We start from the raw sequence: 12,936 nt of genomic DNA on the forward strand, positions 1-12,936 counted from the left end.
GCCTTCGATCTCACTTACGGGAACTCGATCCTGACGATTGTGCTGCTCAGTGGGTCGTGCGGCGGTTGGAGGGCCGGGGATTCGACTACGTTCGCGTACTCCGGGATCGGGTCATAGCGAAGCGCGCCCGATGACGGTGTCACCGGGTTCGCCTGGCCAGCGGTGGGCCGCCGCGTGTCGCGTTATCGACGGCTCGGGGCATGGCGTGGCGGCGGCCAGGGCTCGGCTGTCGGGGTGGGGTCAAGGGTGGAAGAGGGTGTTCAGGGTGCTGAAGTCCAGGAAGTCGGTCAAGGAGTCGTAGGTGCCGGTGGTGAGGAGTTCGGCGGCGGCTTTGCGGGCGGCGGTGTAGGCGGTTTGGGCGAGCGCGGTGCCGAGGCTGATCCGGCGGACGCCGGCCTGGGTGAGTTCGGCGATCGTGGGGCCGCCGGCGACGGCCATCGCGTTGACCGGGAGCGGGGACTCGGCGCACAGGGTGGCCAGCGCGTCGAGGTCGAGGAGGCCAGGGACGAAGATGCCGTCGGCGCCGGCCTCGGCGTACGCCGCCGTGCGCTTGAGCACCTCGTCCAGGCGGCCGGCGGAGGGGCCGATGGCGAAGAGGAAGACGTCGGTGCGGGCGTTGACGAACAGTCCGGGCAGGCCCGCCGCGGCCGCCGCCTCCCGGGCCGCGTGGAGTCTGGCGGTCTGGTCGGCGAGGTCGAACAGCGGGCCGCCGACGGCCTGGGAGTCCTCCAGGTTGACGCCCACCGCACCGACTCCGGCCACGGCCCGGACGGTGTCCGCGACGTCCTCGGGGGCGGGGCCGTAGCCGCCCTCGATGTCGACCGTCACGGGGAGGTCCACGGTGTTCACGATGCGCTGGGCGGCTTGCAGCATCTCGTCGCGGGTGAGGTGCTGGCCGTCGCCGCGACCGAGGGACCAGGAGACGCCGCCGCTGGTCGTGGCGATGGCTGTGGCGCCGGCTGCGGCGATCACGGCGGCGCTGGCGGCGTCCCAGGCGTTGGGGAGGATCAGTACGGAGTCGGCGCTGAGCCTGCGGAAGAGGTCCGCCTTCCTCTCAGAGGAGGGAGAAGCGGAGGAGGAGTTGTCCACAGACATGTGGGTGACCGCCTTCGGGGTGTTCGGAGTCCGGCACCATGGCTCGGTGGGTGCCTGGTCCGGGATGTTGCCGGGCCGCGAGGTAGGCGTCCATTGATTAAGCTCTGACCGAATCGTGGACCTCCGGGAGGCGGGATGAAGGCGCGGCTGGCCTTTTCGGTGAACGATCTGGCCGAGACCCGGTTCGCCGTCTCGTCCATGTGGGAGGTCGTCACGAGTTGCCGGGCGCTGGCCGCGGCCACGGTGCCCGATCCTCATCGTGGGTGGGCCGAGCAGGTGCGTCCCCGGGTGGCGGCGGCGGGGCTCGATCGTGGGTGGCTGGCCGACATGGTGGCGCCCGTCGGCCATTTCCCGGACTTTCTCAATCCGACGACCGCGTCCCATGAGCTGCCCGACGAACTGGCGGCCATCGAGGCCACCGACCCCGAGCAGGTACGACGAGACCTCGACCTGTTGTCCGCCGAGCGGGACGGCCGGTTGCCGCCCCGGTTGCGGAACCTGCACCGCAATCCCCGGGCGTACCTGCCCAAGGTCGTCGCGGAGATCGAGACCTACTGGGAGCTCGCGATCGCGCCCTACTGGGCGCGGATCCGGTCGGTGCTGGACGCGGACGTCTTCCACCGGGGCCGCCAGGTGGCCGAGCACGGTACGGCGCGGACGCTCGACCAGCTCCACCACACCGTGCGCTGGGACAGCGGCGGTCTCCGGCTGGCAGAGCGGCACTGTGCGATCACCAGGATCGAGACCGGTGCGGGGCTGCTTCTCGTGCCGTCGGTCTTCGCGTGGCCGCGGGTGCTCACGCGGTCCGTCGCGTCGGAGCCGCCGCAGCTCGCCTACCCGGCGCGTGGCATCGGCGCGTTGTGGGAGTCGCGGCGGCATGCGCCCATGGACGCGCTCGCCGCCGTGATCGGCCGTTCCCGGGCGTTGATCCTGGCCGAACTCGACTCGCCGGCCTCGACCACCGAGCTCGCCGAGCGGTCGGGGATGTCCGCGGCGGGGGTGTCGCAGCATCTCACCGCGCTGCGGGCCGCCGGGCTGACCAGCACTCACCGGGCGGGCCGCACGGTGTTCTACGCCCGCACGGGTCTCGCGGACGCCCTGCTCACGGCACAGGTGTGAGCGGGAGTGGAGCCTTTTGAGGGGCTCTGGTGAGGTTGAGGGCAGGGGCGCTGGTGGGGTTGACGGTGGAGCCTTGGAAGGGCGCTGGTGGGGCTGAGGGTGGGGTCTTCTGAGGGGGTCTGGTGGGGGTGGGGCGGCTGTTCGGTGCATTGGCGGCGTTGCGGCTGATCGTTGGGTGGGTTGGGTGACAGGCCGGACGGGGGCCGGTGCGGGCCTTGTGCTCGCTGCTGGGCTGTGGGGGTGGTTCTGGCGCGGCGGGTTGCGCGGCCGGGGGTGGGGCCTGGTCAGCCGGGGGCGTGCTGTGAGGCCGCGGAGGCGTTGATCTTTTTTGTCTGGATCATCCTGACTATTGTGATCCCCACTGTTCGGGGGGAAGGCGGGCGATGGACGAGGGTGGGGCCGAGGCGTTCCTGGGCAGCCGGTACGTGCTGCTCGACGAGATCGGCGCCGGGGCCATGGGGACCGTCTGGCGGGCACGGCACCGGGAGACCGGCGAGATCGTGGCGGTCAAGCTGTTGCGCAGCAACCTCGTCGGCGACCAGGACCTGGTGCTGCGGTTCGTGCAGGAACGCAATGTGTTGCGCACCCTTCGCCATCCCCACATCGTCACGATGCGCGACTTCGTCATCGAGGGGGAGCGGCTCGCGCTGGTGATGGACCTCGTCGAGGGCGGGGATCTGCGCGGCCTGCTCCAGCAGCACGGCACGCTGCCGCCGGCCATGGCCGCCGAGCTGATGGCCCAGGTCGCCGAGGCGCTGGCGGCGGCGCACGCGACGGGCGTCGTCCACCGGGACGTCAAGCCGGGGAACGTCCTGATCGACGGGCCCACGGGGCAGGTCCGGCTGACGGACTTCGGGGTCGCCCGGATCGTCCTCGGGCCGGGGCTGACGCAGACCACCTCGATCATCGGCACGCCCACGTACCTGTCGCCCGAGGTGGCCGACGGCGGTGCACCCACGCCGGCGGTGGACGTCTATGCGGCCGGTCTGATCCTCTACGAGCTGCTGGCGGGGCGTCCGCCGTTCGTGGGCGAGCATCCGATGGCCCTGCTCCGGCAGCATGCGATGGCCATGCCGCGGCGGTTGCCCGGGATGCCCGACGCCCTGTGGTCGGTGATCGCGGCCTGCACGGCGAAGGATCCGGCGGGGCGTCCGGCGGCCGGGCAGGTGGCGGTGGCGCTGCGGGAGGCGGCGCCGGTGGTGGCGAGGCTGGTCGCCTTGCCGCGGGTCGGCAGGTCGGACGCCCCGTCCGCGACGTCCGAGCCGCTGCCGGGGCCGCCGCCGGGTTCCTCGCCGGCCGCCGCCGGGCCGCCTGGTGAGCCCGTTCGGGACCCTGCGCCGCGCGCGGCCTCTGGGGAGGTCGCCGGGGCCGGGGCGGCCTCGGGCGTCGCCGGTGGGGACGGCACGGTTCCGTCCGCTGGGCGGGCCGCGGCCGCCCAAGTCGGTACGGTTCCGCCTTCGGGGCGGGCCGCCGCCGGCCAGGCGGGCAAGGCGGTTGCGCAGCCGTCCGGACGGTCCCGCCGGCGGCTGGTCGTCATCGCGAGCACCACGGCGGCGGTGGCGCTGACCGCGGCGGCGGTGGCCGTCATGGCCCCATGGCGGACGCCGGGTGCGGGGGCCGTGAACGACGCGGCCGGGCTCTCGGTGTCCAGGTCGCCCGATGCGGTCGGCACGTCGACACCCGTCGACCCCGGGACGGCGAAGCAGACCCCTGTCCCGTCGGAGGCGGACGAGGAGACGTCCGGCACCGAGGACGAACCGCTCAAGTCGTCGGCGAAGAAGACGCCGAAGGAGTCGGTCCGCACGCCGGGCACGGCCGTCCCGGAACGGACGCCGAACGCGACGACGGACCCCACGCCGAACCGTACCGCCGACCCCCGCCGGACGTCGGCCGACCGGAAGACGGAGGCCCCGCACACCGTGGACCCCGAGACCGACGGTGACGGCGCCCCGCCGCGCAGCTCCCAGCCGGACTGGAAATGCCGCTCGTGGATCTCCGCGGGCAGCGGCGTGGAGATGTCGCCCTGCATGGCCATGGTGGGCGACGTCTTCTACCTGATGGGACGCATCCGAGGGGCGAGCTCTGTCCGCTCGGACGTGCACGTCCAGCTCTACAACACCGACGCGGACCGCAACGTCTCCCAGCCCTTCACCTGCTCCGGGGTGTCCCCGCGGAACGACGGCGAGGTCGCCACCTGCGGGCCGTTCACCACCACGGCGCCGGCCATCCGGGCCAAGCACGACGTGCGGCAGCGGTGGCGGCGGACGGGCACGGCGGCGTTCGGCGGCGGCGCCGAGAGCCCCTGGATGTTGTGGTGACGGCCAGACCGGACGGCCCCGAGAGTCCCTGAGGTTGTGGTGACGGCCGGGCCGGGCCTGAAGAGCCTTCGCCGCGCACCCGCCCCGGCTCACGAGTCCGTGGTCCAGGGCCGGGGTGCGGGGAGCCGGGTCACTGTCTGGTGGTGCAGACGGTTCCGTTGAGGGTGAAGACGGTGGGCAGGAGGTTCGGGCCGGCGTAGTTGCCGACGAACCCGATCGTGGTCGAGGCGCCCGTGGCCAGGGAGGCGTTGCCGGGCTCGCTGACGGCCTTGACGGTCGAGCCCGTCTGGGTCCAGGTGGCGCTCCAGCCGCTGCCGAGGCTCTGCCAGGGCCTTGGCCAGCTGAAGCTCAGGGTCCAGCCGTTGACCGGGGCGCCGTTGTTGGTGATCTCGACGGCGCCGACGTAGCCGCTGGCCCAGTCGGTCTGGTCGGTGAATCGGACGGCGCAGGAGCTGGTCGCCGGGGTGCCGGTGGTGAAGGTCAGGGGCGGTGAGGCCCAGGAGACGCCGCCGCCGCTGTCGCGGGCGATCACGTTGACCGTGTAGGTGGTGCCGGGCTTGAGGTTGCCCACCGTGTAGGAGGTGCCGGCGGTCTCGCCGAGCTGCTCGCTGACGGCGCCGTTCTGGCGGTGGAGCTCGTACTTGACGATCGGGCGGGCGCCGGGGGCGGCGGCGGGCCAGGAGACGGCGGCGGCCCGGTCGGTGACGTTCGAGGCCGTCGGGCGGCCGGGCGCGCCGGGGAGGCCGGTCGCGGGCGCGGCGGGACGCACGACGACGGTGGTCAGGGAGAGCGGGGGCAGCGTCTGGCTGGTGGCGGTGCCGGTGGTCGAGGTGGTGATGGCGGTCGCGCCGTTGACGTGCGTCAGTACGGTGGGCGCGCCCGCGGCCGGCGTGAAGCCCGCGTAGTCCACGGCGACCGGGTAGGACGTGTCCGGCGAGGTGTTGATCAGCATGACCGCCAGGTCGCCGTCCGGCCGCCGGACGGCGTGCGCGCTGACCTTCGGCTGTTCGGTCGCCGCCCTGATGAACTGGTCACCGGCCCGGGCGAACACGCTGACCATCCGCAACGCGTGGTAGGGCGCGAACGGCGTGTTCAGCGGCGGTTCGCAGACCCCGGAGGAGTTGCAGACCCCGCTGGACAGCAGCCCGAAGTCGCCGTAGTCGGTGTGCCCCTCGACCTCGGTGACGTTGCCGATGCCGTTGTGCACGTTCCACCAGTCGACGGTGAACACGCCGTTCGCCAGCAGGCTCGCGTAGGCGTCGGCGGCGGCCAGGGCGCCGGGCTGGGTGTTCGTGCCGTTGCTGCTGGAGCCGGTGTTGAACTCGGTCATCGCGATGCCGATCCGGTCCGAGCCGGGCCCGGCGTACGCGGCGAGCTGCTGCCGGGTGAGCCGGATCATGTCGGGCACCTGACCGGCCCTGTCCAGGGCGCCGGGGTACCAGTGGAGGATCACGAAGTCGATCTTCGGTCCGGCGAGGGACAGGACGACCTTGTTCCAGCTCCCGTCGTCGCCTTCGGCCGTGATGGCGTCGGGCCAGTTGGCGGGGGTGGTCAGCACCGCGCCGACCTTGATCGTCGGGTCGGCCGCCTTCATGGCGTCGGCGTAGGCGACGACGTGACGGGCGTACTCGGCCGGGCTCTTGTCGGCGTGGTCGTCGGCCTCCCAGGCGCTGCCGTAGTGGCCGTTGCCGTAGTTCTCGTTGCCGATCTCCCAGTACTTGACGCCGTAGCCCTTGGTGACGTTGGCGTGCCGGACCCAGGCGGCGGCCTCCTCGGCGGTGCCGGTGCCGTAGTTGGCGGTCACCATGGCCTGCGCGCCGGTACGCCGTACGCCGCGCATGAAGGTGTCGAAGTCGGTGTTCGGGGCGACGTACCCGCCGGGGGCGGTGTGGTCGGCCCAGTGGTAGATGTCGGAGTAGGAGCCGCCGGGGTAGCGCAGCAGCTTGACGCCGGCGTCCTTGAGGAGGTCGGCGGTCTGGTCGGTGCCGAGGTTCGCGTCCCAGATCGCATGGTTGGAACCGATGCCGGTCTCGGGGGCGGTGGCCAGGGCGGCGCGGGCGTTGACGGTCACCGTGACGGGGGTGGCGTCGTCGGCGCGCGCCGGGGGAGCGATCAGCGCGGTGAGGGTCAGGAGGGCCGCTGTCGCGGCCCTGGGCAGGATCTTGCCAGGCATCGGGGTACCTCGCCGTGGGTAGCGGTATGGCTCGACGCCCCCTCCTGACCAGGAGGCAAGCATGATCATGCGACGTGGGGTCCGGCCCGTCAATCGGCGCTGAAACTTTCACGGCCCCGGCCGGTCAGGCGGGCTTGAGCAGGCCCCTGTCGTACGCCGCCGCGACGGCCGCCGCCCGGTCGTTGACCTCCAGCTTGGCGAAGACGTGCAGCAGGTGGGTCTTCACGGTGGCCTCGGTGACGAACAACTTCCTGGCCACCTCGCGGTTGGTCGCGCCGCGGGCGATGAGGCCGAGCACTTCGAGCTCTCGCGGGCTCAGCTCGCGCCGCTCCGGGGGTGCGCGTGCCGCGTCAGCACCCCGGCCACGGCCGGCGACAGCACGCTCTCGCCGCGGGCCGCGGCCAGCACGGCCCGGCGCAGCTCGGCGCGCGGCGTGTCCTTGAGCAGGTAGCCGGTGGCGCCCTGCTCGATCGCGGGCACCACGTCGGCGTCGTCGCCGAAGGTGGTCAGCACGAGCACGTGCGTGCCGGGGCACTGCTCGCGCAGCAGGCGGATGAGCTCGGCGCCGCTCGGCCCCGGCATGCGCAGGTCGAGGAGCACGACGTCGGGGGCGGTGCGCAGGGCCACCGCGAGCGCCTCGGCGCCGTCGGCCGCCTCGCCGACCACCTCGAAGCCGTCGGTCTCGAAGATGCCGCGCAGCCCGTCGCGGACCACGGGGTGGTCGTCGACGATGATCAGGCGTACCGGCATGGCTCACGTTCCCGGGTCGGCGGGGATGGCCGGAACGGTAGCGGAGATCGCCGTGCCCTGGCCAGGGGCGCTCTCGACGGCGAGGCTGCCGGCCAGGCGGGTGACCCGCTGCCGCATCGCCACCAGCCCGAAGCCGCCGCCCGAGCCGCCGCCCGAGCCGCCGCCCGGCCCCGGGGCGAAGCCGGACCCGTCGTCGCGGACGTCGAGCGCCACCACGTCCTCCATGTAGGACAGCGTGATCCCCACCCGGGAGGCCCGCGCGTGCTTGCCCACGTTGGCCAGCGCCTCCTGGGCCACCCGCAGCAACGTGCTCTCGACCTCGGTGTGCAGCGGCCGGGCGTCGCCCGTGACCGACACCGTGGCCGACACCTCGCAGGCCCGCGACCAGGCCGCCGCCACCTCCGACAGGGCGGTCCCGAGCTGCGCCGCCGTCGCCAGCGGCGCCGGGCGCAGCGCCTGGACCGAGCGGCGGGCCTCGGTCAGGCTCTCCCTGGCCAGCTCCCGTACGGTCGCCAGCCGCGCGCGCACCGCGGGCGTCGCTCCGGCGGCCTCGTCGGCGGCCTCCAGCTGGGTGAGGATGCCGGTCAGCCCCTGGGCCACGGTGTCGTGGATCTCCCTGGCCAGCCGTTGCCGCTCGCCCAGCACGCCCGCCTCGCGGGCCTGGACCAGGAGCCGGGCCTGGAGGTCGGCGTTCTCCTCGGCGAGCGCGGCCAGCCTGGCGCTCTTCTCCTTGAGCTGCGCGTTCTGCTCGGAGATGGTCTGGAAGACCAGCCCGGTCATGGACGCGACCAGCACCCCGACCACGAAGGAGGCCAGCAGCTCGACCGGAGCGCGACCGGCCGGCGGACGGGCGGCGACCAGCGTCCCGACCGTCACTGCGACCCCGGCGTACGCCCACGACCCCGGCAGCAGCGCGAAGCACTGGACGAACACCCCCACCCCGGTCACGGTGAAGACCGTGTCCATCCGCACCAGCGCCGCGACCACCGCCAGCAGCACCACGAAGTACCCGGCCACCACCCACGCCCGCGCGGTCCAGCCGGGCCGGAAGGCCACCACGAACCAGTGCCAGGCCGCCGCGAACAGCGCCAGCGCCAGCACCTCGACCCGCCACACCCGCAGCAGCGAGAACAGCGCGGGAAGCAGCACCAGCAGGTACGGCAGGGCCGAGATGGCCCGCTCCCACCGGCTCACCACCGCAGGGCCCTCACCGCGAGGCCGCCCGCGACGGCGCCGACCGCCACCATGATCCCGAGGGCGAGCGGCGGCAGCGCACCGGCCGACCAGCCGTCGCGGATCGCCTGGACGGCGGGCGCCATGGGCGTCAGGTCCCCGATCGCCCGCATCGACCCCGACATGGTCTCGCGCGGGATCACCGCGCCGGACAGGAACACCATCGGGAAGAACAGGGCGAGCCCGATCACCGTCGCCGCCCGTCCGCTGGGGGCCAGCGCGCCCGGGAGCAGCCCGACGGCGCCGAGGCTGAGCGCGCCGAGCAGCCAGGCCAGCAGCACGCCGGGCAGGCTCGCGGGCGCGCTCAGCCCGTAGCCGGCCACGCCCAGGACGACCAGCAGCACGCTGCCGAGCACCGCCAGCAGCATGTGCGCGGCCCACTGGGCGCCGCACAGCATGAACGGCGTGGCGGGCGTGGCCCGCAGCCGCTTGAGCACCCGGCGCTCCCGGTACTGGGCCAGCGTGGCCGGCAGGACGACCAGCGCGGCCAGCCCCACGACGAAGACGATCAGCATCGGCACGGTGGCGTCGACCAGCCGTTCGCCGCCGGGCAGCGGCCGGTCGCCGCCGCGCAGCTTGACCCAGAGCATCACCAGTGGGAAGCCCAGCGCGAAGTACGCCGACATCGGATCGCGCAACCCCAGCCTGAGCTCGACGGCGACGACCCTCGTGAAGCCCTTCATGCCTCGGCCCTCCCGGTCAGCGTGAAGTAGGCGTCCTCCAGGGAGGCGGCCCGCGCCCGGCCGATCAGCTCGGGCGGGCTGCCCTCGGCCACGACCCGGCCTTGGTCGACGACGGCGATCCGGTCGCACAGCGCCTCGGCCTCGTCCATGAAGTGGGTGACCAGGACGACGGTGATCCCGCGGTCGCGCATGGCCCGGATCAGCCCCCAGGTGGTGCGGCGGGCGTCGGGGTCGAGGCCGGTGGTCAGCTCGTCGAGCAGGACCACCTCGGGGTCGCCGACCAGGGCCAGCGCGATGAACAGGCGCTGCTTCCAGCCGCCGGACAGGCCGCCGAAGCGGGCGTCCTTCCTGTCGGTGAGGCCCCATTCGTCCATGATGGCCCGCCAGTCGGCCGGGCGGTCGTACAGGGAGGCGTAGAGCCGCAGGGCCTCGCCGACCTTGATGCCGTCGGGGAGTGCGGCCTCCTGCAACTGGGCGCCCACGCGCTGGAGCAGCGCGCGCCGGTCGCTCTGCGGGTCGAGGCCCAGCACGCGTACGCTGCCGCCGTCGGGACGCCGCAGCCCGGACACGCACTCCACGACCGTCGTCTTCCCGGCGCCGTTGGGCCCGGCGAGCCCGAAGATCTCGCCGCGTTCCACGGTCAGGGAGAGGCCGTCGAGGGCCCGGGTGTGCCGGTAGCTCTTGCGCAGGTCGTCGATCTCGATGACTGTCATGATCCGAGCATCACGCGGGAGCGGCGTCCCGCCCATCCACCGATCGGTGGATGGGCGGGACGCCGCCGGGAGCCGTCACTTCGACAGGTAGAGGGTCTTCCAGGTGCCGGCGTACAGGCAGTTCAGGGACGGCTTGGAGCCCTTGCCCTCGGCGCAGACCTTCAGTTCGACCTGGTAGACGTCGTGGTACTCGAAGGAGAACCGCTTGGCGGAGCTGGCGGAGCAGTTACGGATGCTGCGCTCCTTGTTGGGCAGGTTGCTCCCGTCGCGGTAGGTGATGCGGAACACCGCCCAGCCGCAGGAGGAGTCCTTGCGGGTGCGGTCGGTCAGCTTGCCGGAGATCCGCACCACGTCGGCGGTCGGCAGGTCGGCGTGGTCCTCGCCGGTCGCGCTCAGCGAGCCGGTCGCCTTGGCGGCGTGCCCAGGGGCGTAGTAGGGACCCCACGGAGCGGCCGAGGCGGCCTGGGCGGGGGAGGAGGCGAGCGCGACCAGGGCTGCGGCGGCGACACCGGTCAGGACGGCGGCGGTACGGGAGGCGGTCATCGAGGGGTTCCTTCCTCTCTGGGATGACCACACAGTGCATTGGCCCGATTTCAACCGGCTTGCGGGGCCGCTTGCAAGCTAGTTGTATTTGTACTGCCGCGTCGCGACCCGGTGCGAGCCGTTGTAGACCGACGCGCGGAACATGCTGATCGACTGGTCGCCGTGCTCGGCCTTGCCGCAGGTGTTGAGGCCGGCGAGCTGGTGGATCTCGTACCGGGCGGTCGGGTCGCCGGCCACGAAGTACTCGGCGCGCGCCTGGTACTCGTCGGCCCTGGTGTCGCAGGCGAAGACGTAGGTGTCGCGCTCGTGGAAGCACACGCTCGCCCCGCCCTTGGTGAACGAGCACAGCTCCGAACGGCCCCGCGCGGCGGCCGGGGTGACGCCGGTGTCGCGCTTGACCGGGTATTTGGTGAGGTTGCGGACGGTCTTCCAGCGGCCCACCTTGACGCGGTGGTTGCCCTCGTACACGGCGGCCCGGAACGTCACCGTCTTGCCGATCTCGCGGTTGCCCCGGATCTCGCCCTTGCCGCCCAGGTTGTGGATGACGTACTTGGTGCCCAGGTACTCGTTCAGGTGGTACTCGACGGCGGCGTGCAGCTTGTCGTTGCGGGTGTCCTCGACCCAGATGCCCGGCCGGTCGCTGCCGTCCGGGCCCACGCACACCTCGGCGCCCTTGACCCGCATGCAGGTGGGCTCGGCGGCGGCGGCGGGGGTGGTGGTGGTCAGGGCGGTGGTGGTCACGGGTGCCGGCTCCTGGACCGTGGCGGCGGCCGGGCGGGCCTCGCCCCGGGCCACGGCCCCTCCCGTGGTGAGCGCGGCGGCCGTCATCACGGCCATGGCTACGAGTTTGCGACCTGACGCCACTTCGGTCTCTCCAGTCTCGTGGATCACACACCGGGCTGTGCATGAGTGTGACGCGGGAAATGCCGGAGTGGTTCGGAAATATGCGATTTGGGCCTTCGGTAGGTTGGACGGATGGCGGACTGGCATGCGTGACGAACGGCTGCGGGAGATCGCGGCGAACCTGGCCGAGGTGCCCGGCGTGGTGGCGGTCGCGCTGGGCGGGAGCCGGGCGCGCGGCACGCACCGGCCCGACTCCGACATCGATCTGGGTCTGTACTACCGGGGGCCGCTCGCCGTCGGCGACCTGCGCGCCCTCGCCCTGGAGACGACCGGCGAGCCGACCGAGGTGACCGAGCCCGGCGGCTGGGGCCCGTGGGTCGACGGCGGCGGCTGGCTCACCGTCGAGGGGTGGCGGGTCGACTGGATCTACCGCGACCTCGACCGGGTGCGCCGCGTCTGGGACGACTGCCGCGCCGGACGGTACGAGATCGGCTTCCAGCCGGGCCACCCGCTGGGCTTCTACTCCCACGCCTACGCGGGCGAGGTCGCGCTGTGCAAGGTGCTGGCCGACCCGTCCGGCGAGCTGGCGGCCCTGCGCGCCGAGACGGCCGCGTACCCGCCCGCGCTGCGCGAGGCGCTGGTCCAGGGGCTGTGGGAGGCCGGCTTCTCGCTGACGACCGCCGGGTACGGCGCCGCCGGACAGGACCCGGCGTACGCCGCCGGCGCGCTGTTCCGCGCGATCGGCGTCGCCTGCCACGCCCTGCACGCGGCCGACGGCGCCTGGCTGATCAACGAGAAGGGCATGGTCGCCGCCGCCGCCCGGCTGCCCTCCGCGCCCGCCGGGTTCGGCGAGCGGGCCCGGGCGCTGCTCGCCTCCGTCGGCGGCACGCCGGAGGAGATCACCCGTACGGTGGCCGCCGCCGAACGGCTCGTCGCCGAGGTGCGGACCGCCTGCGGGGTGTGATCAGGCGTTCTCCCTGGCCCTGGCGGGGGCCAGCGTGGTCAGCAGCAGGAGGAGCGCGCTCTGGGCGAGCATGCCGGGCGCGAGCGGCGGGGCCGGGCCGACGGACTTGGTCAGCGCGTACCACCATTGGGTGAGGGGCGAGAGGGTCTGCCAGGTGTCGGCGTAGCGCGGGTCGAAGGCGCCCATGTCATGGTTGGCCGAGATGTGCGCGTACACGCCGTAGGCGGAGGCGAGCAGCACCACCAGCGCGATCCCGCGGACGACCTTGAGCGTGAGGGGCGAGGCGTCCAGGGCGAGCAGCACGAGCGCGGCCCCGAGCGCCAGCAGCGCCACCCAGGGGACGAACTGCTGCCAGGACTGCCAGTGGCGTTCGAAGGCCAGCTCCAGGCCGGCGCCCAGGATGCCGAGCGCGACCAGCCCGAAGAGCCCCAGGCGTACCGTGACGGCGCCGAGCCGTCCGATCTGAGTTTGCGCGTTCGTTGGAGGCACGGGCCCCACGTTG

13 protein-coding genes are annotated in these 12,936 nt (G+C 73.1%); 3 read left to right on the plus strand and 10 right to left on the minus strand.

Going from position 1 to position 12,936, the window contains the following annotated elements:
• Window positions 1-240: 240 nt before the first annotated feature.
• Entirely contained in the window at window positions 241-1,095 is an 855-nt protein-coding gene (locus ACNF49_RS07435; RefSeq protein WP_482943211.1) for an isocitrate lyase/PEP mutase family protein, read from the minus strand.
• Window positions 1,096-1,230: 135 nt separating this feature from the next.
• Between ACNF49_RS07435 and ACNF49_RS07440 the strand changes: the two genes are divergently transcribed.
• Window positions 1,231-2,214, plus strand: coding sequence for an ArsR/SmtB family transcription factor (locus ACNF49_RS07440; protein WP_357983525.1), 984 nt, complete (start codon window positions 1,231-1,233; stop codon window positions 2,212-2,214).
• A 383-nt stretch (window positions 2,215-2,597) separates the two neighbouring features.
• Window positions 2,598-4,532 carry a serine/threonine-protein kinase gene (locus tag ACNF49_RS07445; protein ID WP_482943212.1) on the plus strand — a complete coding sequence of 645 codons (1,935 nt, stop codon included), beginning with the start codon at window positions 2,598-2,600 and terminating at the stop codon, window positions 4,530-4,532.
• A gap of 130 nt (window positions 4,533-4,662) precedes the next feature.
• Here ACNF49_RS07445 and ACNF49_RS07450 read toward each other — a convergent pair whose 3' ends face one another.
• The 8 genes from ACNF49_RS07450 to ACNF49_RS07485 all read right to left on the minus strand — a co-directional run bounded on the left by ACNF49_RS07450 (window position 4,663) and on the right by ACNF49_RS07485 (window position 11,464).
• The gene (locus tag ACNF49_RS07450) at window positions 4,663-6,705 is read right to left on the minus strand and encodes a cellulose binding domain-containing protein (RefSeq protein WP_482943213.1); all 2,043 of its coding nucleotides are present in this window, start codon (window positions 6,703-6,705) and stop codon (window positions 4,663-4,665) included.
• Window positions 6,706-6,829: 124 nt separating this feature from the next.
• Window positions 6,830-7,003 (minus strand): response regulator transcription factor, encoded by a 174-nt coding sequence (locus tag ACNF49_RS07455; RefSeq protein WP_482943214.1) that lies wholly within the window; start codon window positions 7,001-7,003, stop codon window positions 6,830-6,832.
• 17 nt (window positions 7,004-7,020) lie between these two features.
• Window positions 7,021-7,455, minus strand: coding sequence for a response regulator (locus ACNF49_RS07460; protein ID WP_482943215.1), 435 nt, complete (start codon window positions 7,453-7,455; stop codon window positions 7,021-7,023).
• A 3-nt stretch (window positions 7,456-7,458) separates the two neighbouring features.
• Entirely contained in the window at window positions 7,459-8,649 is a 1,191-nt protein-coding gene (locus tag ACNF49_RS07465; RefSeq protein WP_482943216.1) for a sensor histidine kinase, read from the minus strand.
• Window positions 8,646-9,371, minus strand: coding sequence for an ABC transporter permease (locus ACNF49_RS07470; RefSeq protein WP_482943217.1), 726 nt, complete (start codon window positions 9,369-9,371; stop codon window positions 8,646-8,648). Before ACNF49_RS07470 ends, ACNF49_RS07465 begins: the two co-directional genes overlap by 4 nt.
• Window positions 9,368-10,084 carry an ABC transporter ATP-binding protein gene (locus ACNF49_RS07475; RefSeq protein WP_482943218.1) on the minus strand — a complete coding sequence of 239 codons (717 nt, stop codon included), beginning with the start codon at window positions 10,082-10,084 and terminating at the stop codon, window positions 9,368-9,370. The genes ACNF49_RS07470 and ACNF49_RS07475 overlap by 4 nt, the downstream gene beginning before the upstream one ends.
• 75 nt (window positions 10,085-10,159) lie before the next feature.
• Complete coding sequence (locus tag ACNF49_RS07480) at window positions 10,160-10,627, minus strand: hypothetical protein (protein WP_357986930.1); 468 nt, start codon at window positions 10,625-10,627, stop codon at window positions 10,160-10,162.
• A 78-nt stretch (window positions 10,628-10,705) separates the two neighbouring features.
• The gene (locus tag ACNF49_RS07485; RefSeq protein ID WP_482943219.1) at window positions 10,706-11,464 is read right to left on the minus strand and encodes a hypothetical protein; all 759 of its coding nucleotides are present in this window, start codon (window positions 11,462-11,464) and stop codon (window positions 10,706-10,708) included.
• A gap of 151 nt (window positions 11,465-11,615) precedes the next feature.
• Here ACNF49_RS07485 and ACNF49_RS07490 point away from each other — a divergent pair, with 151 nt between their 5' ends.
• Window positions 11,616-12,434 (plus strand): nucleotidyltransferase domain-containing protein, encoded by an 819-nt coding sequence (locus tag ACNF49_RS07490; RefSeq protein ID WP_482943220.1) that lies wholly within the window; start codon window positions 11,616-11,618, stop codon window positions 12,432-12,434.
• Here ACNF49_RS07490 and ACNF49_RS07495 read toward each other — a convergent pair whose 3' ends face one another.
• Window positions 12,435-12,923, minus strand: a complete 489-nt coding sequence (locus ACNF49_RS07495) for a hypothetical protein (protein WP_357986921.1) — start codon at window positions 12,921-12,923, stop codon at window positions 12,435-12,437.
• Window positions 12,924-12,936 lie beyond the last annotated feature (13 nt).

This window comes from Actinomadura sp. ATCC 39365 (genome assembly GCF_054392275.1).

Bases quoted from the DNA above. Each gene is read 5' to 3' on its own strand.
- ACNF49_RS07490 (WP_482943220.1), top strand. From the start codon at position 11,616: ATGCGTGACGAACGGCTGCGGGAGATCGCGGCGAACCTGGCCGAGGTG.
- ACNF49_RS07475 (WP_482943218.1), bottom strand. From the start codon at position 10,084: ATGACAGTCATCGAGATCGACGACCTGCGCAAGAGCTACCGGCACACC.
- ACNF49_RS07435 (WP_482943211.1), bottom strand. From the start codon at position 1,095: ATGTCTGTGGACAACTCCTCCTCCGCTTCTCCCTCCTCTGAGAGGAAG.
- ACNF49_RS07485 (WP_482943219.1), bottom strand. From the start codon at position 11,464: ATGGCCGTGATGACGGCCGCCGCGCTCACCACGGGAGGGGCCGTGGCC.
- ACNF49_RS07460 (WP_482943215.1), bottom strand. From the start codon at position 7,455: ATGCCGGTACGCCTGATCATCGTCGACGACCACCCCGTGGTCCGCGAC.
- ACNF49_RS07440 (WP_357983525.1), top strand. From the start codon at position 1,231: ATGAAGGCGCGGCTGGCCTTTTCGGTGAACGATCTGGCCGAGACCCGG.
- ACNF49_RS07470 (WP_482943217.1), bottom strand. From the start codon at position 9,371: ATGAAGGGCTTCACGAGGGTCGTCGCCGTCGAGCTCAGGCTGGGGTTG.
- ACNF49_RS07480 (WP_357986930.1), bottom strand. From the start codon at position 10,627: ATGACCGCCTCCCGTACCGCCGCCGTCCTGACCGGTGTCGCCGCCGCA.
- ACNF49_RS07445 (WP_482943212.1), top strand. From the start codon at position 2,598: ATGGACGAGGGTGGGGCCGAGGCGTTCCTGGGCAGCCGGTACGTGCTG.
- ACNF49_RS07450 (WP_482943213.1), bottom strand. From the start codon at position 6,705: ATGCCTGGCAAGATCCTGCCCAGGGCCGCGACAGCGGCCCTCCTGACC.